The organism is Pseudomonas sp. BIGb0558, assembly GCF_024807515.1.
Taxonomy (GTDB): domain Bacteria; phylum Pseudomonadota; class Gammaproteobacteria; order Pseudomonadales; family Pseudomonadaceae; genus Aquipseudomonas; species Aquipseudomonas yamanorum_A.
This window is the reverse complement of sequence record NZ_JANUEW010000013.1, coordinates 151,863-173,084: the sequence shown is the minus strand read 5'-3', so window position 1 is coordinate 173,084 and position 21,222 is coordinate 151,863. Positions and strand designations below refer to the sequence as shown.

The 21,222-nt window shown below is 62.3% G+C and carries 23 protein-coding genes and 1 pseudogene; 5 read left to right on the top strand and 19 right to left on the bottom strand.

Features of this window, described 5'->3' with window-relative positions:
* Positions 1-112: 112 nt before the first annotated feature.
* The 5 genes from M2400_RS17900 to M2400_RS17880 form a co-directional block, all read right to left on the bottom strand.
* Entirely contained in the window at positions 113-916 is an 804-nt protein-coding gene (locus M2400_RS17900) for an IclR family transcriptional regulator (RefSeq protein ID WP_004371229.1), read from the bottom strand.
* Positions 917-1,180: 264 nt separating this feature from the next.
* The gene (gene araH, locus M2400_RS17895) at positions 1,181-2,146 is read right to left on the bottom strand and encodes an L-arabinose ABC transporter permease AraH (RefSeq protein WP_177042983.1); all 966 of its coding nucleotides are present in this window, start codon (positions 2,144-2,146) and stop codon (positions 1,181-1,183) included.
* 18 nt (positions 2,147-2,164) lie between these two features.
* On the bottom strand, positions 2,165-3,664 hold the full coding sequence (gene araG / locus M2400_RS17890) for an L-arabinose ABC transporter ATP-binding protein AraG (RefSeq protein WP_177077329.1): 1,500 nt from the start codon (positions 3,662-3,664) through the stop codon (positions 2,165-2,167).
* Positions 3,661-4,641, bottom strand: a complete 981-nt coding sequence (locus M2400_RS17885; RefSeq protein WP_177042981.1) for a substrate-binding domain-containing protein — start codon at positions 4,639-4,641, stop codon at positions 3,661-3,663. The genes araG and M2400_RS17885 overlap by 4 nt, the downstream gene beginning before the upstream one ends.
* 31 nt (positions 4,642-4,672) lie before the next feature.
* Positions 4,673-5,494, bottom strand: a complete 822-nt coding sequence (locus M2400_RS17880; RefSeq protein WP_177042980.1) for an SDR family oxidoreductase — start codon at positions 5,492-5,494, stop codon at positions 4,673-4,675.
* 135 nt (positions 5,495-5,629) lie between these two features.
* Between M2400_RS17880 and M2400_RS17875 the strand changes: the two are divergent.
* Positions 5,630-5,737, top strand: a pseudogene (locus M2400_RS17875) (outer membrane lipoprotein carrier protein LolA); the annotation flags it as partial.
* A 5-nt stretch (positions 5,738-5,742) separates the two neighbouring features.
* Here the strand turns inward: M2400_RS17875 and M2400_RS17870 are convergent.
* A complete protein-coding gene (locus M2400_RS17870; protein WP_004371239.1) occupies positions 5,743-6,222 on the bottom strand; it encodes a GNAT family N-acetyltransferase in 480 nt (159 codons plus the stop codon).
* A 111-nt stretch (positions 6,223-6,333) separates the two neighbouring features.
* Between M2400_RS17870 and M2400_RS17865 the strand changes: the two genes are divergently transcribed.
* The 4 genes from M2400_RS17865 to M2400_RS17850 all read left to right on the top strand — a co-directional run bounded on the left by M2400_RS17865 (position 6,334) and on the right by M2400_RS17850 (position 9,021).
* On the top strand, positions 6,334-6,993 hold the full coding sequence (locus M2400_RS17865; RefSeq protein ID WP_177077333.1) for an HD domain-containing protein: 660 nt from the start codon (positions 6,334-6,336) through the stop codon (positions 6,991-6,993).
* Positions 6,994-7,079: 86 nt separating this feature from the next.
* Complete coding sequence (locus M2400_RS17860; protein WP_177077335.1) at positions 7,080-8,273, top strand: MFS transporter; 1,194 nt, start codon at positions 7,080-7,082, stop codon at positions 8,271-8,273.
* 85 nt (positions 8,274-8,358) lie between these two features.
* Positions 8,359-8,706, top strand: a complete 348-nt coding sequence (locus M2400_RS17855) for a hypothetical protein (protein ID WP_259195984.1) — start codon at positions 8,359-8,361, stop codon at positions 8,704-8,706.
* 48 nt (positions 8,707-8,754) lie between these two features.
* Positions 8,755-9,021: a hypothetical protein gene (locus tag M2400_RS17850; protein WP_017475797.1), complete on the top strand. Its 267-nt coding sequence runs from the start codon at positions 8,755-8,757 to the stop codon at positions 9,019-9,021.
* Positions 9,022-9,026: 5 nt separating this feature from the next.
* On the opposite strand, the gene M2400_RS17845 is transcribed toward M2400_RS17850, so the two are convergent.
* The 13 genes from M2400_RS17845 to mltG all read right to left on the bottom strand — a co-directional run bounded on the left by M2400_RS17845 (position 9,027) and on the right by mltG (position 21,221).
* On the bottom strand, positions 9,027-9,755 hold the full coding sequence (locus tag M2400_RS17845) for a class I SAM-dependent methyltransferase (RefSeq protein WP_259195985.1): 729 nt from the start codon (positions 9,753-9,755) through the stop codon (positions 9,027-9,029).
* A 38-nt stretch (positions 9,756-9,793) separates the two neighbouring features.
* A complete protein-coding gene (locus M2400_RS17840; protein ID WP_259195986.1) occupies positions 9,794-10,714 on the bottom strand; it encodes a PfkB family carbohydrate kinase in 921 nt (306 codons plus the stop codon).
* Positions 10,707-12,173, bottom strand: coding sequence for a cytosine permease (locus M2400_RS17835; RefSeq protein ID WP_177042974.1), 1,467 nt, complete (start codon positions 12,171-12,173; stop codon positions 10,707-10,709). Before M2400_RS17835 ends, M2400_RS17840 begins: the two co-directional genes overlap by 8 nt.
* A 198-nt stretch (positions 12,174-12,371) precedes the next feature.
* Complete coding sequence (locus M2400_RS17830) at positions 12,372-13,373, bottom strand: ADP-ribosylglycohydrolase family protein (RefSeq protein ID WP_177042973.1); 1,002 nt, start codon at positions 13,371-13,373, stop codon at positions 12,372-12,374.
* The gene (locus M2400_RS17825) at positions 13,370-14,083 is read right to left on the bottom strand and encodes a GntR family transcriptional regulator (RefSeq protein ID WP_259195987.1); all 714 of its coding nucleotides are present in this window, start codon (positions 14,081-14,083) and stop codon (positions 13,370-13,372) included. The genes M2400_RS17830 and M2400_RS17825 overlap by 4 nt, the downstream gene beginning before the upstream one ends.
* Positions 14,084-14,153: 70 nt before the next feature.
* Complete coding sequence (locus tag M2400_RS17820) at positions 14,154-14,714, bottom strand: DUF1285 domain-containing protein (protein ID WP_259195988.1); 561 nt, start codon at positions 14,712-14,714, stop codon at positions 14,154-14,156.
* Between the two features lie 17 nt (positions 14,715-14,731).
* The gene (locus tag M2400_RS17815) at positions 14,732-15,337 is read right to left on the bottom strand and encodes a DUF4823 domain-containing protein (RefSeq protein WP_177042970.1); all 606 of its coding nucleotides are present in this window, start codon (positions 15,335-15,337) and stop codon (positions 14,732-14,734) included.
* A gap of 75 nt (positions 15,338-15,412) precedes the next feature.
* Positions 15,413-16,381: a GTP 3',8-cyclase MoaA gene (locus tag M2400_RS17810; protein ID WP_259195990.1), complete on the bottom strand. Its 969-nt coding sequence runs from the start codon at positions 16,379-16,381 to the stop codon at positions 15,413-15,415.
* 142 nt (positions 16,382-16,523) lie between these two features.
* Entirely contained in the window at positions 16,524-17,177 is a 654-nt protein-coding gene (locus tag M2400_RS17805; RefSeq protein WP_004371278.1) for a TetR/AcrR family transcriptional regulator, read from the bottom strand.
* A 436-nt stretch (positions 17,178-17,613) separates the two neighbouring features.
* A complete protein-coding gene (locus tag M2400_RS17800; RefSeq protein WP_177042968.1) occupies positions 17,614-18,399 on the bottom strand; it encodes a TatD family hydrolase in 786 nt (261 codons plus the stop codon).
* A gap of 63 nt (positions 18,400-18,462) precedes the next feature.
* On the bottom strand, positions 18,463-19,452 hold the full coding sequence (locus M2400_RS17795) for a DNA polymerase III subunit delta' (RefSeq protein ID WP_259195991.1): 990 nt from the start codon (positions 19,450-19,452) through the stop codon (positions 18,463-18,465).
* Positions 19,445-20,077, bottom strand: a complete 633-nt coding sequence (gene tmk / locus M2400_RS17790; RefSeq protein ID WP_259195993.1) for a dTMP kinase — start codon at positions 20,075-20,077, stop codon at positions 19,445-19,447. The genes M2400_RS17795 and tmk overlap by 8 nt, the downstream gene beginning before the upstream one ends.
* A 19-nt stretch (positions 20,078-20,096) precedes the next feature.
* On the bottom strand, positions 20,097-21,221 hold the full coding sequence (gene mltG, locus M2400_RS17785) for an endolytic transglycosylase MltG (protein WP_259195995.1): 1,125 nt from the start codon (positions 21,219-21,221) through the stop codon (positions 20,097-20,099).
* Between the last annotated feature and the right edge of the window lies 1 nt (position 21,222).

Here is a 21,222-nt window from a genome sequence, read left to right as displayed (position 1 = left end):
CCGCCCCCATTGTTCGTGGCGCTTCTGTGGTGTGGTGGCTCCGGGTGTGCAATTGAAAACACCTCCCCCCCCCCGCCCCACGCCCCCCCCGCCGCCAACGGGGGGGGGAAGATCAGGCCTTCGCGCCCAACTCCGCTGACAGCCGCGCTGCGACCTGTTTGATCACAGGGATCAGCTCGGCCATTTTTTCCAGTGGCATGTAGGGCACGGTACTGGCGATGCTGATGCCGGCGACGATTCGCCGGCTGGCATCGCGCACCGGTGCCGCGACACAACGGATCGATGGTTCGTTGTCTTCCAGGTCGAACGCATAACCGCCCGCCACGTATTCCTGCATGCGCTGTTCAAACTGTGCCCAGGATTGCTCGGGGTGCTGCGGCCACTGCAGGTTCTTGCCGCCCGTGGGCAGGCTGACCTGATACAGGCGCTGCCACTCTTCCACGCTGTCATCCAACAGCAACGCCTTGCCGATCCCGGTGCGCGCCAGCGGCATGCGATGGCCTACCCGCGAGCGCATTTCCGGGCCGTTGCGGCCTGGGTTCTTGTGCAGGTACAGCACGTCGTCGTATTCGCGAATGGCCAGGTGGATGGTGTCGCCGGTCAACGCCGACAACTCGTCCAGATACGGCACCGCGAGGCTTACCAAAGGCAACTCTTCACGGGCCTGGAAACCCAGCTCGATCAGCTTGGGGCCCAGCAGGTAGCCGACTTGCGGCACCACGCGCAGGTAGCGTTCTTCCACCAGGCAACTGGCCAGGCGGTGGGTGGTGCTGCGGGTGGTGCCGATGCGCTTGGCAATCTCCTTGAGATCCCGCGCGCCAGCCGCCACGGCCTGCACCACACCCAGGCCACGCAGCAGGGTCTGGGTGCCGGTGGGCGCGGCTTCTTTGACGGGAGTTTGGGCGTTTTCCTGCATATCGGGCCTATTGGGAAGTACGAAAACGGCGAGCATTATGGTCGGTCGCGACTGTTGTGGCGAGGGAGCTTGCTCCCGCTGGGGCGCGAAGCGGCCCTGAAACAGGCGACCGCGTTTTGCCTGGATGGGTGAGGTGTTTGGTATTGGGGCTGCTACGCAGCCCAGCGGGAGCAAGCTCCCTCGCCACAGCAAGCTCCCTCGCCACAGCAAGCTCCCTCGCCACAGCAGGCTCCCTCGCCACAGAAAGCTTTATCACTCCCGAAGTCAGCGCTGTTTCATGCGGTCGATAATGACCGCCAGCAACAGGATCGACCCACGAATCACGTATTGGTAGAAGGTATCGATGTTCTTCAGGTTCATCGCGTTCTCGATGATCGCCAGAATCAGCACCCCGGCAATCACATGCCGGATCATCCCGATCCCGCCGCTCAACGACACTCCGCCCAGTACGCACGCCGAGATCACCGTCAACTCGAACCCCTGGCCAATCATCGGCTGCCCCGAGGTCATGCGCGACGCCAGGATCACCCCGGCCAACGCTCCAATCACCCCGTGCACGGCGAAGATGATGATCTTGGTGCGGTCAACGTTCACCCCGGCCAACAACGCGGCTTCCTGGTTGCCGCCAATGGCCATGGTGTTGCGCCCGTAGGTGGTGTAGTTCAGCAGCCAGCCAAAAAACACAAAGCACAACACGGTGATGATGATCGGCACCGGCACGCCAAACAGCTGGCCGTTGCCAAAGACGAAGAAGCCTTCGTCCATCACGCCCACCGCCTTGCCGTTGGAAAAGATGTACGCCAGACCGCGCACGATCTGCATGGTCGCCAGCGTCGCAATCAAGGCGTTGATCCGCAGCTTGGCGATCACGATGCCGTTGATCAGCCCCACCACCAGGCCCATGGCCAACGCCGCCGACACGCCGAAGAACACGCTGTCGGTGTCGCGGATCACGATCCCCGCCACCACGCCCGAACAGGCGATCACCGAGCCCACCGACAAGTCGAAGTGCCCCGATGCCAGGCAAAACAGCATGGTGCAGGCCGCAATGCCCACGGTGGAAATCGCCAGCCCGAGGCCGCGCATGTTCAGCGGCGAAAGGAAGTTGTCGATGAAAATGGCGCTGAGCACAAAGATGCTCAAGGCCGCCAGCAGCATGACCCAATCATCGAGAAACTTGCGCTGGTTGAAGCCCGGCCAGAAGCCTTTCGCGGTTTTTGCCTGTGACATACCTACCTCTCGTGTTCTTCAGTCCCGCGTACGCGGAAGAGCCAGTTGCAGCAGCCGTGCTTCGTCCGCTTGGTCGCGGGTCAATTCGCCTGTCAGGGCGCCTTCGCTCATCACCAGGATGCGGTCGGAAATGCCCATCACTTCCATCAGGTCGCTGGACACTACGATCACCGCAATGCCACTGGCCGCCAGGTTGTGGATGATCTGGTAGATCTCCGACTTGGCACCGATATCGATGCCGCGCGTCGGTTCGTCCAGCAGCAAGACTTTCATCGGCATCGACAACCAACGTCCCAGAATCGCCTTCTGCTGGTTGCCGCCCGACAGGAACAGAATCGGTTGGTCGGCAGACGGCGTACGCACGTTCAGCGCGCTGATCTGTCGCTGGGCGTTGGCACGCTCCCAGCCGCCCTGGATCAGCCACCCGAAGCGGGCATGGTCACGGCGCGCACTGATGTTGATGTTCTCCGCGACACTGGCGCGGGGCACGATGCCTTCCTTCTTGCGGTCCTCGGGGCACAGCAGCACACCCGCTGCAATCGCATCCCGCGGTGACTTGAACGTCTGCGCTTCACCATGCAACACCAGCGCACCCTCGGTACTGCGGGACAGCCCGGCCAGCAGGCGCAACAGCTCCGTACGCCCTGCCCCGACCAGGCCGAACAGCCCGAGAATCTCGCCCTTGTTCACCTGCAGGCTCACCGGTTCCTGCAACCCCGGCCCGAGCAAACCTTCCACCCGCAGCGCTTCACCGAAGTGCTCGCGAGGCCGGTAGTTGTAGATGTCCTGGATGTCGCGCCCGACCATGCAGTTGACCAACTGGTCGACGTTCAACTGCGCCATGTCTTCGAACGTGCGCACAAAGCGCCCGTCCTTGAACACCGTCACCGCATCGCAAATCCGGAACACTTCTTCCATGCGGTGCGACACGTAGAGGATCACCCGGCCTTCATCCCGCAGCCTTGCGATGATCACCATCAGCCGCTCGATCTCACGGGCCGAGAGGCTGCTGGTGGGTTCGTCGAAGGCAATCACATGGGCATTGCGCGACATGGCCTTGGCGATTTCCACCAGTTGCCGCTGGCCGAGGGACAGGCTGCCCAGGCGCATGTTCGGATCGATTTCATCCGCCAGGCCCTTGAGCAATTCCCGTGCCTTGCGCACCATCGCGCCGCGATTGACCACGCCAAAGCGCGATGGCATATGCCCCAGCAGCAGGTTCTCGGCGACGGTCATTTCCGGCACCAGTTGCAGCTCCTGGTGAATCACCGCGATGCCGCTGGCGATGCTGTCGGCCGCCGATTTGAAACTCACGCTGCGCTCGCCCAACTGCAAACTGCCGCTGTTGGGCGGATAAAAACCGCCGAGGATTTTCAGCAAGGTCGACTTGCCCGCGCCGTTCTCGCCCATCAGCGCATGCACCGAATGGGGCCGCGCTTCAAAGCTGATCTGCGCCAGGGCTTTCACCCCGGGAAACTCCTTGCCGATGCCGTTAAACCGCAGGGCTTCGCTGTTCATTTCCACAGACCAATCTTGCTCAACTCTTCCTTGAAGTTGGCGCGGGTGATCAGGGTGACGTTATCCAGTGCGGTGAACTTGGCCGGCTCCGTACCCTTGGTGACCCACTCGTACATCGCCGTGGCGGTTTTATAGCCGGAGGCGTCGGGGCTGAGCAGCATCGAGCCGTAGAAACCGGTGTCGGATTTTTTCAGCTCTTCGATAGCGTCAGTGCCGTTGATGCCCACGCCGATCACATTCGGCGCCTTGAAGCCGGCGCTTTCGGTGGCGCGCACGCCGCCCAGTACGGTGCTGTCGTTCATGCCGCCGATCAGCAGGTTTTTCGCGCCGCTGGGCAGCTTCACCAGGGCCGAGTTGGTGGAGTCCATGGCGCCCGGCACGTCGAGGGTTTTCTGTGCGGTGAACAGGATATGGTCCACCGGCAGGCCGGCGGCCTTGAGGCCTTCTACCGAACCGTCGGTGCGTTTCTTGCCGGTTTCCAGTTCGTCAAAGGTATTGATGACGGCGTAGGTGTCCTTCCAGTCCCAGTTGCGATGCTTGGCTTCGGTGGCCATGGCTTCGCCTTGTTTCTGGCCGATCTTGTAGGCGTCCAGGCCGACGTAAGGCACGTCTTCCATGGGCTTGCCCTTGGCGTCGACGAAGCGGTCGTCCACCGCCAGCACTTTCAGGTTATTGAGCTTGGCCTTGGCCATGATTGCCGGGCCGAGGGACACGTCCGGCGGGCAGATCACAAAACCCTTGGCGCCGTTGGCGGCCAGGGTGTCGATGGCGGAAAGGGTTTTCTCACCGTCGGGCACGGCGATCTTGATCACGGTGAAACCATGGTCCTTGCCGGCTTTTTCAGCGAAGGCCCATTCGGTCTGGAACCAGGGTTCTTCGGCTTGCTTGACCAGGAAGCCGATCTTCACTTCTTCGGCAGAAGCCAGGCCGCTGAGTGCCATCGTGAGTGCCAGGGTGCCTAGTGTCTTCTTGAACATGAACCACCTCTTCTTGTTATTTGGAAAAGTTTTAATCGTGGTACATCACCGACCGCCCGCCATCGATCATCAGGCAGGTGGCATTGATAAAGGGCGCCTCGTCGGTCGCCAGAAACAGGGCCGTCATTGCCACTTCAATCGGCTGGCCGATGCGTTTGGGCGGGTGCAAATCGAAGGCGCGCTGACGCTCGGCGTGGGGGTCGGCAAAGCCGTTCCAGTAATCGACGTTGAGTTGGGTTTCGATATAGCCCGGCGCGATGGCATTCACGCGGATGCCCTTGGGCGCGTATTCGATGCCGAGTGCGCGGGTCAGGCCGAGCAGGCCGTGCTTGGCCACCGGGTACGGGAAGCAGCCGGGAATGATGTGGCTGGAATGGGTGGAGGCGATGTTGATGATGTTGCCGATGCCCTGCTCGATCATGTGCGGCAACACGGTGCGGCAGCCGTACCAGGCGCCGTCGAGGTCGATGGCGAAGCAGCGGCGCCAGTCTTCGTCGGTCATTTCCAGCGGGTCGCGGAACACGTTGACGCCGGCGCAGTTGACCAGCACATCGACACGGCCAAAACGTTCGATGGCCACGTCCACCAGGGCACGCCATTGATCCTTGGAGGTGATGTCGACGGGTTGCGCGTAGATCTCGGCGCCGCGTTCGCGCCAATGGGCGGCGACTTGCTCGACCTTTTCAGCCTGGATATCACCGATCACCAGCCGCGCCTGCTGCGCCTGGAAGCAAGCCACGATGGCCTCGCCAATGCCTTGTGCAGCGCCGGTGATGACCACGACCTTGTTCTTCAGTCGCTCGCCGTAAGTCGGCTCGGGCACCGGGGGTAACGACAACGGTTGTGCCTGCATCGCTTCACCTGTTTTGTTTTTGGTAGTGAGTGCTGATGCAGAAGACTATAAACCCAGAAACCCGAATATCTCAATATATAAATTATCATCCCATATAGTGAGAATAATCATAAAAAAACGGCCACGAAGGCCGGTTTGTTTTCTGTGGGAGCGAGCTTGCTCGCGAAGGGCGTTAACGCTGACGCGGACAATCTGAAACCCCGCGGCGCTCTTTGGTTCTTCGCGAGCAAGCTTGCTCCTACAGGGTGCTAGCCCTGCGCGAAATCCCTGAGGGCGTCGCCTTCCATGCGGTAGCGCACCCACTCTTCCTGGGGCTGGGCACCGATGGATTTGTAGAACGCGATGGCCGGTTCGTTCCAGTCCAGCACACTCCACTCGAAACGCCCACAGCCGTTGTCGCAGGCGATTTTCGCCAGGTGGCGCAGCAATTTCTTGCCCGCCCCGCCGCCGCGTTGTTCGGGGTTGATGTACAGGTCTTCAAGGTACAGGCAGTTGCTGCCGAGCCACGTGGAGTAGCTGAAAAAGAACACCGCAAAGCCGATCGGCAAACCATCCCGCAGGCAGATCAGGCCATGGGCGGTGGCGCCTTCGCTGAACAGGCTGCGCTCGATGTCCACCACGCTGGCAATCACTTCGTGACGGGCTTTCTCGTAGTCGGCCAGCTCGGTGATGAAGGTCAGGATCTGCGCAGCATCGCTGGGCACGGCGGGGCGAATCTCGATGGTCATGGACTGGCCTTGTCAGGGAAAAGAGCACACATACTAAGGCGGTTTAATGACCGATTGCAGTGCAATTTGCTTCGCGGCTAACCTGCAGGCTATCGACCGTTGAGAATCCCCATGCCCTTCACGCCACTGACCGACCTCGCCGCGACTTTATTGCCCCACGCCCTTGAGCCTTCGGAAGACGGCGCCCACGACCTGTCCCACTTGCAGCGGGTGTGGCACAACGTGCGCTCGATCCAGACCGAGGAAGGCGGCGAACTTGAAGTGCTGCTGGCGGCGGTGCTGCTGCATGACTGCGTGGCGGTGGAGAAGAATTCGCCGTTGCGGTCCAAGGCATCGAAACTGGCGGCGGACAAGGCCGGTGAAATTTTGCAGGGGCTGGGATGGCAGCCCGAGACGATTGCTGCGGTGACCCACGCCATCGAGACTCACAGCTTTTCGGCGGGCCTGACGCCGCTGACCCTTGAGGCGAAGATTGTGCAGGACGCCGACCGTTTGGATTCCCTCGGCATGATCGGCGTGGCCCGTACGTTTTACATCGCCGGGCGCATGGGCAGCGGGCTGTATGACCCGGCAGACCCAACGGCACGGCACCGCGAGTACGACGACAAGCGCTTTTGCCTCGACCATTTCCAGACCAAGCTGCTGCATCTGGCGGACGGATTTCAGACGCCGACCGGGCAACGCCTGGCGCTGATCCGGCATGAGCGGCTTAAGGGATTCATGGACCTGTTCATCGAAGAAATCGGCACGCCATACTCCGCTGCGAGCTAATGCAAGAACCGCTAACCACAGAACAAACCCTCGGGCTGTGCATGGTAAAAAGTTGGCCATAAATCCAACAGACGCAAGGCCTCTTCATGCACTCCTCCCCTGCGGTTGGCGGGAAACTGTTCGCCCTTTTCTGCCTCGCCAGTTACCTGCTTTCCTTGTCATATGGTTCGACATTCTTGCTGTCGCTGCTGATCCATGCCCGTGGCGGCAACGAACACGACGCCGGCAGCGTGATCTCCATGGCGATGCTCAGCACCTTTGTAGCGGTGCTGGTTTCCGGCCATCTGGCGGACATGCTGGGGGCTGCCCGCTCGATCGCCCTCCTCGGCATATTGCTGGTGGTGGCGTGCCTGGGCTTTGCATTGGCGCCGGGGTTTGGCGAAGGGCTGATGTTTTTTGGCTTGTCGCTGGGCTTGGGCTGGGGCGTGTTCTACACACTGGGGCCGATCATCGTGGCGATGCTGGTGGAGCCGGCGCAACGGGCCAAGTATTTCGCCCTGCTGTCGGGCAGCATGATGACCGGGATCGGCTCCGGGCCGCTGCTGGGTCGGGCGGCCAGTGCCCTGGATTTCTCGCTGACGGCGGCGTTCCATATCGCAGCGCTGGCGAGCCTGGTGGGCGTGGTGATTTTCTGGCGGCTGGGTGCGGCACTCAGTCAGCACACTGCGCCGGTGTCGAAGATTTCGTGGTCGGCCACGCGCAAGGTGCTGTCGTCCAGGGCGGTGTTCGCGATCATCATGGTGGGCCTCGGCGGTTGTGTGTTTGGCGGGTTGTCGAGTTTCCAGACCAGCTACGCGGCGCTGCACGGGCTGGACTATTCGCTGTTCTTCCTGGGCTTCATGAGCGCGGCGATTACCAGCCGCCTGCTGATCGCCAGCATCGTGGTCAGGCGTGATCCGTATTGGGCGGCGTGTGTGTTGTCCGGGTTGATGCTGGTGTCGATTTTCCTGTTCGGGTTCAAGGTCAGTGGCAACTTCAGCTACCTGCTGGCGGCGGTCACCCTGGGCGTGGGTTATGGCCTGACGTATTCGGTGATCAACGGGTTGGCGGCCAACGAGGCACCTGCCGGCACTACGTCCCAGGCGTTGCTGTTGTTCAGCCTGGCGTACTTTATCGGGGTGTTCGGTTTCCCGTTGCTGGCGGGCAAGGTCATCGTCGAATACGGCATGCCGACCCTGTTGATGAGCGTGCTGGCCGTGGCGTCGCTCAACTGGTTGATCACGGTGGCGCGCTTGATCTGGCGTCGAATCGCATCACACAAAATCTTACAAGCGACCTAAGACCGTTCGTCGGTATCGAGGCACGAATCGCAAACAGGGGCGGACCAATATCAGGTAAGGACATTAATCATATGGAGACACCATCATGACGACTTCCAAATTTGCCGCCCTCGCCCTCACCGGTTTGCTGTCTGCGGTTTCGCTGAGCAGCTTTGCCGCCTCCACAGGTTCCAGCACTGGCCCGACAGACCCGGTCGGCAGCCCGCCCAACCCGGCCACCCAGGAGTCGAAGGACTCGATGGGCACCGGCATGGACACCAACGGCGGCGCGATCATCGACAACAGCAAAGACCCGCACACCCAAGGCAACGATACCAATCGCAACAGCGGTGCGGTGCCTAACGGCAAAATTGGCCCGGGCGCCACTTCGCCATCGATCAACAAAGGTGATGACTCAAACATCCCCGGCGCGCCAAAACAGCCAGCGCCTTAACGCGCAGCAAAGACGAACACCCAACCATTTCCCAGTGAAGAGGTATGCATGAACGTCGATCACAATCTCGAAAAAGAAGTCCTCACCCGCCTGCTCCACGCCCATCCCAGTGGGCTGGGCAAGGAAGTGCTGGACAACTACCGAGGTGAAAAAGTGGTGGCCAGCGCCCTGGCCACCTTGCAGGACCGCGGGTGGATCAAGGAAGGCCATGTGACCTGCAACGATGCCGGGGAACACGCGCTGAACCTGCCGATCAAGCTCACTGCGTCCGGCGTGGAAGCGGCCCGCAAGCTGGAAAGCGAAGCAGGCCAATAGCGGTGTCAGCGGTGAGCGGCGACCAATAGCATCATCGGCCGTTCCAGTTCTTCGGCCAGTGCCGGGCGGGCCTTCAGGTCCGCCTCGCTCGGGCCCCACTCGTCGACATGGCTCAAGGTAAAACCCGCCTCGATCAACAACGTCAGCAACGTGCCCAAGGTGCGATGTTGCTTGATCACGCCATCCGCTAACCAGTTGGTCACCCGTGGTCCTTCCAGCTGGTAACTGTCCACCGGCCAGCTCTTGCGCCCTTGATCATCAATCAGCCAACCCGGTTGCCGGGGCGCCATGAAGATCGGGTGCTCGATGGAAAACACCAACCGCCCGCCCGGCACCAGCGCTTGATGGATACGCGCGAACAGGCCTTTGAGATCGACGATGTAATGGAAGGCCAGCGAGCTGTAGGCCAGGTCGAAAGTGGCGGTGGGAAGCTCAAGTTGCTCAAGGTCGGCAATGGCGTAAGTGATGCCCGAAGAGGACGTCATCTCCTTCGCCCGCGCCAGCATCTTGTGGGACACGTCCAGCCCCAACACCTGCTCGGCGCCCTGCTCCCAGGCCCAGCGACTGAACCAACCGTAGCCGCAACCCAGGTCCACCACGTTCAGCCCCGACATCGGCGGCAGCATGGCCTGCAACGCCGGCCACTCCGGGGCGCCGGCGAGGCCTTCCACCGAGCGGCCCATCTTGCTGTAGCCCTCGAAGAAAACCTCGGTGTCGTAGATGTTCTGGGTCATGGCGTCGCTCCGTGCTCAATGCCGGCTATTCTGCCGAATCAGCCCGCACTCAACAACGCGTCCACTTCCGCCGTGCCCGGTGAGGTGGCCGGGCCCCAGCGCGTGACCGCCAGTGCTGCCGCCGCATTCGCGCGACGTGCCGCAGCCGTCGGTGCCAGGCCGTTGGCCAGGCCCGCGATAAACACCCCGGCATGGGCATCGCCCGCACCGTTGCTGTCCACCGCCTTGACCTTGAAACCCGGCACATGCTCGGCCTGGCCGTGACGGCTGACCCAGCAGCCATTCGGCCCGTCGCGCACCACCAGCAAGGTCTCGGCGGGCAGATGCCCGTTGAGTTTGAGCAAGGCGCCGGCCAGATCGCTGGCGCCGGTAAACGCCAAGGCTTCCGGGCCGTTGCTGGTCCAGATATCGATGCGCGGCAACAGGGCGACCATCAAGGCCGAGTCCGGCGCCTTCACCAGCGGGCCCGGGTCGAAGACTACTGTGATCGCCCTCGGCAACGCCAACAGCCAGTCAAGCAATGCCTTGGCCTTGCCCTCCAGCAGCAGGCTGTAGCCACTGACGTACACATAGTCGTCGGCACGGGGCACGGCATTGGCCAGGTCTTGCGCCAGCAAGTCGCCTTCGGCGCCGATATGGGAAATGAAGGTGCGCTCGGTAGTGGCTTCGGTCAGGGACACGCACAGGCCGGTGTCCTTGTCATCGCTGGCGGCCAGGGCCATTTCAATGCCCTCGGCCTGCATCGCCGCGCGCGCCAGGTCGCCGAAGCGACCGGTGCCATGGCGGCCCAGATAGACCACCGGCAAGCCGTTGCGCCGGGCGGCGGCCATCACGTTAAAGCCGCCGCCAGCTTCGAAGCTGGCGGAATTGGCCAATACATCGCCGCCAGTGGCGGGCAACGTGTCGAGGGACATGACCAGGTCGACGATGACCTGGCCGCTGTGCAGCAATCTAGACATTAGCGCTCTCTACCAAAGCCGGGCGACGATCAGCCGCGCCACCCAGTACCGCATAAATCCCGCCGGCCACCAGGAAGGTGACGATCCAGCCCAGGCCGTTGTGGCCCAGCCACGAATCGGACAGCGGCCCGGCGAACCAGATGTTCTCGGCCGTGGTGCCGATGGTGGTGAAGCTGAAGCCCAAAACAATCGCGATGGCCCAGGCGCCAAATGCACGCCACTCAACCCCGCCGCGATACCAGTAGGCGCTGCTTGGGGTCACGTCCAGCAGGTCTTTGGGGCTGTAGTAGTGGCGATGGATCAGGTCGACCACAAAGATCCCGACCCAAGCGGTGATCGGCACGGCCAGCAACGAGATGAAGGTGATGAACGGGCCGTAGAAGCTGTCGGCGATCAACATGAAGTAGATCGAACCGGCGAAGATCGCGACGATGTCGACGATCACCGCGTGCACGCGCTTGACCTTCAAACCGAGGGTCAAGGTGGTGAGGCCTGCCGAGTACACCGACAGGTTATTCGACAGCAGCAGCCCGCCAAACGCGGTGATCAGGTACGGCACCGCCATCCAGGTCGGCAGCATGTCGCGGATCGCGATAATCGGGTCAGTGGCCGACGCCAGGTCGTTGTTGCCCACCGACAGCAGGCCGCCGAGGGTGATCAACAGCACCAGCGGAATCCCCGCACCAAAGGCCGCCGACGCCACCAGGCGCACGGCCTTGACGCTGCGATGCTGGTAGCGCGACATATCCGCGCCGGCGTTGGCCCAGCCGATACCGGTACCGGCGGCCATGGTGCCGACGCCGATGATCATCGCGCTCAACGGTGCAGGCGTGGCGTTGAACACCGCGCTCCAGTCGATGGTGGCGCAGAGGAAACCGCCCACCAGGATATTCAGCGCGCCGAACACGTAGGTGGCCCACTTCTGGATCACCAGCAAGGTGGCGTGGCCCAGGCCGGATACGGCGAGGGTCAGCAGCACGAAGATGCCGATGAACAACAGGGTCAGTACCGGTGCACTTTTGGCCGCAACCGGCGAGTTGAACAGGATCGAGCACAACGACAGCAGCACGAACGCGGCGGTGGTGGTGTTGACGGTTTCCCAGCCGAGGCGCGACATCAGCGACACCAGAGTCGGCCCGATATTGCCGCGTACGCCGAAGATCGCCCGGGACAGGGTCAGGCTCGGGGCACGGCCACGACGGCCGGCGATGGAGATGATGCCGACCACCGCAAATGAACCGGCGGCGCCGAGGACCGCAACGATGATCGCCTGCCAGATTGCCAGGCCGCGAAACGCCACGAGGGTCGCGCCCAAGGGCAAGCCGAGGATGCTGATGTTGGCCGCAAACCAGACCCAGAACAGTTGCAGCGGATGGCCGTTGCACTCGCCTTCCGGGACCGGCTCGATGCCGCGTGTTTCCAATTGCCCGGCGCTTTGGCCGGAAGAGGACGTACTCATGGTGGGGTGCTCCTGATGCCTGTTTTTTTGTGGTTGTGGCAGGTTGGCAAGTTGAATCTTTGTTCCGGTCTTCCTGACTCGGTGCGATCAATGTGGGAGCTGGCTTGCCTGCGATAGCGTGGTGTCAGTCGATGATTCATCAACTGATCGACCGCTATCGCAGGCAAGCCAGCTCCTACATTTTTTGATCTGCGGTGCTCAGCGCAGATCGAGCAGCCCCTGGACCAGAGGCTCCAGGTCCAGGCCATTGACGCGTTTGACCTGTTCGATCATCGCCTCCGGCCAGCACTGCATCCCCAGGCACGCACCGAGCATCGCGCCGAGAATCGCGGCGATGGTGTCGGTGTCGCCGCCAAGGCTGGCGGCCATGCACAGGGCTTCGAAGGCGTTCACTTCACCCACCGCGACTTGCTGCGCGAGGGCAAACGACACCACCACCGATTCCTGGGACGCCACGGAGGTGCCGATCAATTCGTAGAGCAGGTCGGTAAACAGGGCCTTGTCGCCGCTGTCGACGCTCAAGGTGCGGGCCCAACTGATGCGCGTGGCGATACGCCCACCGGCAATCCAATGGCCGTGGTTTTCCGCCTGCTGGGCGATCTGGGTGCCGATGTTCAGCGCCTCGCCCAGGTCGACACCGTTGATCCCGGCAGACACCACCGCCGCCACCGCCGCAGCACTGGAGATGCCCAGGTTGGTGTTGTGGGTGACCTGGCAGGCCTGGATCACCGCCTGGATAAACTGCGCCGGGTCGTTGACGTCGGCCGCAATGCCCACCGGGGTGATGCGCATGGCGGCGCCGTTGGTGGTGCCGTAGCGCCCGGATTCTTCCGGGGTATGGCCGGCCAGGATCATGTCGATCGCACGCTTGGTGGACGGGCCGAGCAAGTCCTGCGAGCCCTTGGCGCGCATCACGGCTTCCCAGTCGATCAGGCGTTGGGCCAGTTCAGCAGGTTCAATCTTGCCCTGCCCGTCCACCAGCAACTGGCCGACAAGGATCGCCTGTTCGGTGTCATCGGTGATCGAGCCCTTGGGCATGTTCGGCGCGATCGGCTGATCGGCGTCGGCATCTTCCAGGGCGGTGATCGCACCGAAACGCGCCTTGACCTGCTCGCGACTCAGGGACTGGGTGGGCATGCCCAACGCATCGCCCAGGGCCAGGCCGTAGAAGGCGCCGAGGGCGCGGGTAGTGGCGGTCATGTGGGTGTTCCAAATTGAAGGTGCAGGCGAAAGTGCAGAGGGTCGAGCAGGCTTTCGACGGATTCCATGAAGCGGTCCTGGCGGTCGTAGGTGGTGCGCAGGGCCTTGAGGAACACGGTGCCCACCGGGCGATCGAGCAACCGGGCGTCTTCCTCGCTCAAGGGTTCGGCACCGATCCACTGATTGCCGGTGGCGCCGACGTAACCGTAGGCGGCCAGGGTGATGGTCAGGGAGTTATCGATCAGGCCGACTTGGGGCAGGCTTTCGAGGCCGCCGGAAGCGGGCATCAGCGAGCGTTCCAGGGATACGAACGTGCCGTCGGCGGCGCGACGGCGGCGGTCGAGGGCGACGAATTGGTCGGTACCGTGGCTGCTGAGCAGGTCCGGGCGAGTGACCGTTTCCAGGCGCAGGATTTCCGAGGTCACCACCGCACCAGTGTCGGCCAGGGCTTGGGCCCAGCCGCTGCGCTGGTCCAGCACCATGCCGTCGAAGGTGACGATGGAGCCGACACCGCTCTGGGTGGCGATGTAGCTGCGGCGCTTGAGCTCAGCCAGGGCTTCACGCAGGGTGCCGCGGCTGACGGAAAACTCTTCCGCCAACTGGTGCTCGCCCGGCAGCAGGACACCGTCAGCCATCACTCCGCCCTCAATCCGGCGGATCAGCTCGTCGACGACGCGTTTTTTCTTATCAAATCGGACATGTCTAATCATGTACAAATTGATAACCGAAAGCGCCCGGCTACAGCAAGCGAATTATTTCAGGGAAAGGGAAAAATCAGCCTCAGGGCTCCAGGCCGATGGGGAAAAATACCCCGCTGCTCCAGACGCCAAGCCAGTTCTTACCGTTGATCGGACGGGTTACCGCCAACTCCACCAATTGGTAGAACGCGTTGCGGTGAACCAGGGCTTCGAGGTTGGTGCGCACCCGCAGGTACGGCGAGGGTTCCTGGGTGTCCGGGTCGATCACCACCCGCAGCGGGTGCTCGATATCGGCCTCCACCTGTTCATCCACGTTGGTGGTAAAGCGCAACACCTGGCTTTCGCCCTGCCCTTCGACTTCCAGGGTAACGGCGACGAAGGGCGCGTCATCGACCTTGATCCCGACCTTTTCCACAGGAGTAATCAGGAAATAATCATCGCCATCGCGGCGGATGATATTGGAGAACAGCTTGACCATCGGCTTGCGGCCGATCGGGGTGCCCATGTAGAACCAGGTGCCGTCGCGGGCGATGCGCATGTCGATATCGCCGCAAAACGCCGGGTTCCACAGATGCACCGGTGCGGGCCCCTTGCCCTTGGGCAATTGCGCCAACAGGTCGTTGGCCTTGGCCGAGTCGGTCATGCAGCTCTCCTTGTGACTTACTGATCGCTCATGCCCAACAGGCTGCGCGCGTACTGCGCCAGGGGCTTGCCGATCAGATCTTCAGGCTTGTTGTCGTGGAACGTCAGTAAACCGCCACGACTGCGAATCCGCACAGTATCAATCAAATACTGGGTGCTGGTCTCGATCAACATCACCTGAATGGTCCCGGTGTCGAGGCCCAGGCGATCCACCGCCTCCTGGTCGGACCATTCATCGGCGTTGCCGATACGGTCATCCGCCTGGGCGAAGCGGCAGTACAACAGGTAATGGGCGCCGGCCGCGCGGGCTTCTGACATCGCCTGTTCCAGGCCTTCCGGCTTGCGGGCGCGGCGGACCATCGGGAAGTATTCGACAAACCCGTTGAAGGCTTCCTCGGCCACGATGTTAGGCCGTGGATAGGCACTGCCCGGCGGGGTGAACGCGCCTTGGGCGATAAACACAAAGGAGTCCGGCTGTATGCGGATCGAATTGACGCGGCGGGTATCGCTGTGGTCCAGCAGCCCGGCATCGCTCATCTGATAGCGCGTGCCTTCGGCCATATCACTGACGGTCATGCAGCCACCCAGCGCGAGTGACGCCAGCACCAAAACCAGACTACGCATCCTAATTCTCCAGAGGCCGGTGACGGAAAACCGGCGAATGGGCACGAGATGCAGATTTTGCGCCAGCTTGCGGGACTAGCCGCCGATGATCTTCATGATGGTGGCGCCGCCGGAGAATGCGACTTCCTGCTTGTCGCCCAGGGCCTTGACCAACAAGCGCTGCAAGGCCGGCAGGGACTGGTGGCGGGGTTTGTCCAGCAGGTCGCCGACGTAGTGGCGGTTGCTCGACGACAGGCAGCCATGCAACCAGCCGGTAGACGACAGGCGCAGGCGCGAGCAGGTGCGGCAGAACGGCACGCTTTCATTGGCGATCACGCCAAAGAAACCCTTGCCGGGCACTTCGTAGCGCACCGCGGTGGCGTCCACCGGGGCGTTGGCTTGCAGGTATTCGTGCTGCTCGCCGATCAGGCTGAGCAATTGCTGCAGGCTGACGAATTGCTGGAGGAATGCGTTGGAGTCGCTGGCCAGGTGGCCCATGCGCATCAGTTCGATAAAGCGCAGTTCGTATCCACGCTCCAGGCAGTAGTCGAGCAGCGGCATCACCTGGTCGAGGTTTTGGCCACGCAACGGCACCATGTTGACCTTGATCTTGATTCCGGCGGCGCTGGCCTGGTCCATGCCGTCGAGCACGGTAGCCAGGTCGCCACCACGGGCGATGCTGCGGAAGGCATCGGCGTCCAGGGTGTCGAGGGACACGTTGATCCGGCGGATCCCGGCGTCCACCAGCAGCGGCAGTTTGCGCGCGAGCAGTTGGCCATTGGTGGTCAGGCTGATATCACTCAAGCCCATCTGCCCCACCGCGCCCATGAAAGCTTCCAGCTTGGGGCTGACCAGCGGCTCACCGCCGGTAATACGCAGGCGCTCGATGCCCGCCGCCTCGATCAGGTACTCGACGCCCCGCGCCATCGCCTCGGCCGACAGTTCATCCTGCGCAGCCACCAGCCGCTTGCCGTTGGGCACGCAGTAGGTACAAGCGTAATTGCAGGCTGAGGTCAGGCTGATCCGCAAATTGCGGAATCGCCTGCCTTGACGATCAACGATCATGGATCACTCCGGCAGAGGATAATGTGGGGGCGCGCTAAAACCTGACTGAAAAATCAAGTTTTAGCAAGAGTCCTTGCCTGAGTATATTCCTGGGTTACTGCGCTGGGCAGGAAATCATATCGCCATCACGCTGGCGAATGATTCAAGTGGCCGGCGTTTCGGCGTTCGGCAGATCGGTGCTGTGCTTGCGCTTGTTGCCCATGCGCACGCCGATATCCATCAGGAACTGGAAGAACCCTTCCTGGTCTTCCAGCACATTGCTCCAGAACGGCGAGTGGTACAGCGCCACGGCGCCGTGCACCAACGCCCAGGCGGCGCAGTAGTGGAAATACGGCGGCACGTCTTCCAGCTTGCCTTCGCTGATACGGCCCTTGATCAGCAGGGTCAGGCGTTCGAAGTTCGAGGCACGGATCTTGTGCAGCTCCTCGACCATTTCCGGTACCTGATGGCCCTTCACCACTTTTTCTTCCAGGCGGTCGAACAGGCGGTAGCGCTGAGGGTCACGCATGCGGAACTCGAAGTAGGCGCGGGACAGCGCTTCCTTGTCCTTGTCGACATCGGCCGAGTGCAGCAGCTCGTTCAGGTCGCGCTCGTAGTCGAGCATCAGGCGCAGGTAGATCTCGGCCTTGGACTTGAAGTGCTTGTAGATGGTGCCTTTGCCGATACCCACGGCATCCGCAATCATCTCGACGGTGACGCTGTCTTCACCCTGGTCGAGGAACAGCTTGAGTGCGGTGTCGAGAATTTCCTGCTCGCGGCGGCGAAACTCACGGACCTTGCGGGGTTCTTTGTGCATAAGAAAAGGTCTGCAGAGGTGGATATTGGGAGGGTGGCGCGCCCCAAGCCATGCTTGTCGGAACGTTTTACCCGGTGCGCGGGATTATCCCGACTGAACGGTCGTTGGGCAACGCCTATATGAACAACCTTTGCACTTAACTTACAGCGCGCCAACGAATAAGCCGATTTGAGTCAGAAATAAAACAGGTGATGGCCGCCTGTGCATCGCAATCAATGAGAACTCAACCGAAGCGGGCGTATTCCAAATCTGTTTAAAAAACGATCAGATGTGGCTGGACTGAATCAGATACTGATCAATACTTGAAATGTCGGCGTGGCATCTCCCCCAAGTGACGCGTCGACCTGGGTACCGACGGACTGTGTGCCCTTGTTTTACTCCTAATGGTCTTAACCCGGATTCACCCCCCAGAACCCGGGTTTTTTTTGCCTGAAATTCAGTGGCCGACGTGGGCCAGCGGGAACAGGCGCTTGAAGTTTTCGGTGGTCTGTTCGGCAAATCGCTCGTAGGACTCGCCCCGCAGCATCGCCAGGTAATCCGCCACATCCCGTACGTATTCCGGCAGGTTGGGCTTGCCGCGATGGGGAATCGGCGCCAGGTACGGCGAATCGGTTTCCACCAGCAGGCGGTCGGCCGGCACTTGGCGCGCCACATCCCGCAGGGCTTCGGCGTTGCGGAAGGTCACGATGCCCGACAGGGAGATGTAGAAACCCAGGTCAAGGGCGGCCTTGGCCATGTCCCAGTCTTCGGTGAAGCAATGCAGCACACCGGCCTGGGGCAATGCGGCTTCGCGCAGCAGGGTCAGGGTGTCGGCGCGGGCGCCACGGGTGTGGACGATCACCGGCTTGCCGGTTTGCTGGGCGGCTTGCAGGTGCAGGCGGAAGGAGGCCTGCTGCAACTCGGCGGCTTCCGGTTCGTAGTGGTAATCCAGGCCGGTCTCGCCGATGGCCACCACGCGCGGGTGATTGAGTTCGCCGAGCAGCCAGTCGAGGGCCGGGGCTTCGCCGGGCTTGAGGTCCAGCGGGTGAATGCCCACCGAGCAGTCGACGTCGGCATAACGATCGGCCAGGGCTTTGACGTCGGCGGCGTTTTGCGCGCTGACGCCGATGCACAGGAAGTGCCCTACACCGCGCTGGCGCGCTGCTTCAAGGGCGGCATCGAGGGAACCGCCGTGCTGGGCCAGGTCGAGGCGGTCAAGGTGGCAATGGGAATCTACGAGCATGGGCATCTACAACTTGAGTCACGGGAAGTGTCTGGCCAACGATACACCCGTCGGCCACTGAAATTAACGCCGGCCGAGCAAGCCGACCCACTGCACCAGCAGAGCCTCAAGCAACAACACACGGTTGAGGTTGGCCTTGCCGAGTACCTTCTGGCGTTGGGCGAGGATCCAGTCCTGAATGTTCAGGACCTTGTCCTGGGCGCTCTTCTGCGCCAGGTATTGCACGACTTTGCGCATGTCCGTAAGGCCCAGGCCGTTTTCGTCCTGGGTCAACTGGTAGCGCAGGATCAGGCTCGACCAGTCGCAGAACCAGTCGAACAGCAGCAACAGGGGAATGTCTTTCCAGGCACTTTCCGCCAGTTGCGTGGCAGACAGTTCCTGCTTGAGCAGCTTCTTCACACCGTCCACCACCAGTGCACGTTGTTCACGCACGCCCTGGGCCTGGAGCTTGACCGCCGCCAGGGGCGAACCGGCTGCCAGGGTCAGCAACTCGACACGCTCGGCCTCGCCGCACTCCGGCAACGCCTGGGCCAGCCACTGCAGGCTCATGGCTTCGCTGGGCAACGGGCAAGCCTGTTGCACGCAGCGGCTACGGATGGTCGGCAGCAGGCGGCTGGACTGGTGGCTGACCAGCAGCAACACAGTATCGCCGGACGGCTCTTCCAGGCTCTTGAGCAAGGCGTTGGCGGCGTTGATGTTCATCGACTCCACCGGCTCGATCAGCACCACCTTGCGCCCGCCCATCTGCGCGGTCTGCACCACGAAACCGACCAGGTCACGCACCTGGTCGACCTTGATCGCCTTGTCGGCTTCTTCCGGTTCCAGCAGGTAGTTGTCCGGGTGGCTGCCGGCCTTGAGCAACATGCAGGATTTACATTCCCCGCAGGCTTCCAGGCCGTTGGGCCGCTGGCACAACAAGCTGGCCATCAGCCGCTCGGCCAGGGCGCGCTTGCCGATGCCCGCCGGGCCGTGGAGCAAGTAGGCATGGGCGTGCTGGGCACGGCCTGCCAGTTGCTGCCAGAGGCTGTCCTGCCACGGGTAGGCTTCAGCCACGGACACGCTCCACGAGTTTCGGCAACAGGGCGTCAATCGCCTGTTGTACTTGAGTCAGAGGCTGCGCGGCATCCAGCAGGTAATACCGGGCAGGGTCGGCTTCGGCACGCTTGAGAAACGCACTGCGCACGGCCTCAAAAAAAACCTGGGTTTCCAGTTCGAAACGGTCCAGGCGACCACGGGCAGTGGCGCGGGCCATGCCGACGTCCACCGGCAGATCGAACACCAGGGTCAAGTCGGGACGCAGATCGCCCTGGACGAAGGTCTCCAGGGTCGCAATGCGCTCCAGGGACAAACCCCGGCCGCCGCCCTGATAGGCGTAGGTCGAATCGGTAAACCGGTCGCAAATCACCACCGCGCCACGGGCCAGGGCCGGGCGGATGACTTCGGCCAGGTGCTGGGCGCGGGCGGCGAACACCAGCAGCAGCTCGGTGTCGGGGTTCATCTGTTCGTCGCCCGGGGTCAGCAGCACTTCACGGATGCGCTCGGCCAGCGGCGTGCCGCCGGGCTCGCGGGTCAGCAGCACTTCGATACCTTCGGCGCGCAGGCGCTCGGCCAGGTATTCGCGGTTAGTGCTTTTGCCGGCGCCTTCCGGGCCTTCCAGGGTAATAAACAAGCCAGTCACAGGCAGTCCTTAGTCAGAGTCATTGCGGGCTTTGCGGTGCGGCGTCGTCGGGTGCGGGAGACGGCTCGGCGGGCGTATCCACGGGCGCGTCCGCAGGTTTTGCCGCCGGCGCGGGCGCCGGGCTGGAACGGTAATCGGCGCGACGCTTCATCTGGAACTCACGCACTGCGGCGTTATGCGCATCCAGGTTGTCCGAGAAAATATGGCTGCCGTCGCCACGGGCGACAAAATACAGGCTGCTCCCGGCTACCGGGTTCAGCGCGGCATGGATCGCCTCGCGCCCGACCATGGCAATCGGCGTCGGCGGCAGGCCGGCGATCACGTAGGTGTTGTAGGGCGTGGCTTCCTTGAGATGGGCGCGGGTCAGCTTGCCGGTATAGCGCTCGCCGAGGCCGTAGATCACCGTCGGGTCGGTTTGCAGCAGCATGCCGATCTGCATGCGCCGCACGAACACCCCGGCAATCTGGCCGCGTTCTTCCGGCACACCGGTCTCTTTCTCCACCAGCGAGGCCATGATCAGCGCTTGATAGGGTTCGGTGTACGGCGCATCGGCCGCACGTTTGCTCCACTCCTGGGCGAGGACGTCGTCCAGACGGTTGTAGGATTTTTTCAGCAACTCGACATCGCTCATGCCACGCACGAAGCGGTAGGTGTCCGGGAAGAAGCGGCCTTCCGGGAACACGCCTGGGTGGCCGAGTTTTTCCATGACTTCGCTGTCCGTCAGGCCCGACAGGGTTTGCTCGATCTTTTCATGCTTGGCCAGGGCGGCGCGCACCTGGCGGAAGTTCCAGCCTTCCACCAGCGTGATGCTGTACTGCACCACTTCGCCACGTTGCCACAGGCCGATCAGGCCTTCGGCGGTGAGGCCCGGGGTCATGCGGTATTCACCGCTGTGCAGCGGCTGGCCGTCGAGGTTGAAGCGCCAGTAAAGACGCAACCAGAACGCATCCTTGAGCACGCCGTCATTTTCCAGGCGATTGAAGGTGCCGGTGGGCGTCGCACCGGCCGGTACGTCCAGCAATTGCTCCTGGGTCAGATTCAGGGGTTGTTCAAGGGCCGAGTTCAGCTTCCAGGCCGAAGCGCCCAGCAGCAAACCCGCCAGGACCAGACCGATCTCCAGCAGCAATACAAATTTACGTCTCAAA

Excerpts from the sequence above, each read along its gene's own strand:
- M2400_RS17900 (WP_004371229.1), bottom strand. The coding sequence starts at position 916 with ATGCAGGAAAACGCCCAAACTCCCGTCAAAGAAGCCGCGCCCACCGGC.
- araH (WP_177042983.1), bottom strand. The coding sequence starts at position 2,146 with ATGTCACAGGCAAAAACCGCGAAAGGCTTCTGGCCGGGCTTCAACCAG.
- araG (WP_177077329.1), bottom strand. The coding sequence starts at position 3,664 with ATGAACAGCGAAGCCCTGCGGTTTAACGGCATCGGCAAGGAGTTTCCC.
- M2400_RS17885 (WP_177042981.1), bottom strand. The coding sequence starts at position 4,641 with ATGTTCAAGAAGACACTAGGCACCCTGGCACTCACGATGGCACTCAGC.
- M2400_RS17880 (WP_177042980.1), bottom strand. The coding sequence starts at position 5,494 with ATGCAGGCACAACCGTTGTCGTTACCCCCGGTGCCCGAGCCGACTTAC.
- M2400_RS17870 (WP_004371239.1), bottom strand. The coding sequence starts at position 6,222 with ATGACCATCGAGATTCGCCCCGCCGTGCCCAGCGATGCTGCGCAGATC.
- M2400_RS17865 (WP_177077333.1), top strand. The coding sequence starts at position 6,334 with ATGCCCTTCACGCCACTGACCGACCTCGCCGCGACTTTATTGCCCCAC.
- M2400_RS17860 (WP_177077335.1), top strand. The coding sequence starts at position 7,080 with ATGCACTCCTCCCCTGCGGTTGGCGGGAAACTGTTCGCCCTTTTCTGC.
- M2400_RS17855 (WP_259195984.1), top strand. The coding sequence starts at position 8,359 with ATGACGACTTCCAAATTTGCCGCCCTCGCCCTCACCGGTTTGCTGTCT.
- M2400_RS17850 (WP_017475797.1), top strand. The coding sequence starts at position 8,755 with ATGAACGTCGATCACAATCTCGAAAAAGAAGTCCTCACCCGCCTGCTC.
- M2400_RS17845 (WP_259195985.1), bottom strand. The coding sequence starts at position 9,755 with ATGACCCAGAACATCTACGACACCGAGGTTTTCTTCGAGGGCTACAGC.
- M2400_RS17840 (WP_259195986.1), bottom strand. The coding sequence starts at position 10,714 with ATGTCTAGATTGCTGCACAGCGGCCAGGTCATCGTCGACCTGGTCATG.
- M2400_RS17835 (WP_177042974.1), bottom strand. The coding sequence starts at position 12,173 with ATGAGTACGTCCTCTTCCGGCCAAAGCGCCGGGCAATTGGAAACACGC.
- M2400_RS17830 (WP_177042973.1), bottom strand. The coding sequence starts at position 13,373 with ATGACCGCCACTACCCGCGCCCTCGGCGCCTTCTACGGCCTGGCCCTG.
- M2400_RS17825 (WP_259195987.1), bottom strand. The coding sequence starts at position 14,083 with ATGATTAGACATGTCCGATTTGATAAGAAAAAACGCGTCGTCGACGAG.
- M2400_RS17820 (WP_259195988.1), bottom strand. The coding sequence starts at position 14,714 with ATGACCGACTCGGCCAAGGCCAACGACCTGTTGGCGCAATTGCCCAAG.
- M2400_RS17815 (WP_177042970.1), bottom strand. The coding sequence starts at position 15,337 with ATGCGTAGTCTGGTTTTGGTGCTGGCGTCACTCGCGCTGGGTGGCTGC.
- M2400_RS17810 (WP_259195990.1), bottom strand. The coding sequence starts at position 16,381 with ATGATCGTTGATCGTCAAGGCAGGCGATTCCGCAATTTGCGGATCAGC.
- M2400_RS17805 (WP_004371278.1), bottom strand. The coding sequence starts at position 17,177 with ATGCACAAAGAACCCCGCAAGGTCCGTGAGTTTCGCCGCCGCGAGCAG.
- M2400_RS17800 (WP_177042968.1), bottom strand. The coding sequence starts at position 18,399 with ATGCTCGTAGATTCCCATTGCCACCTTGACCGCCTCGACCTGGCCCAG.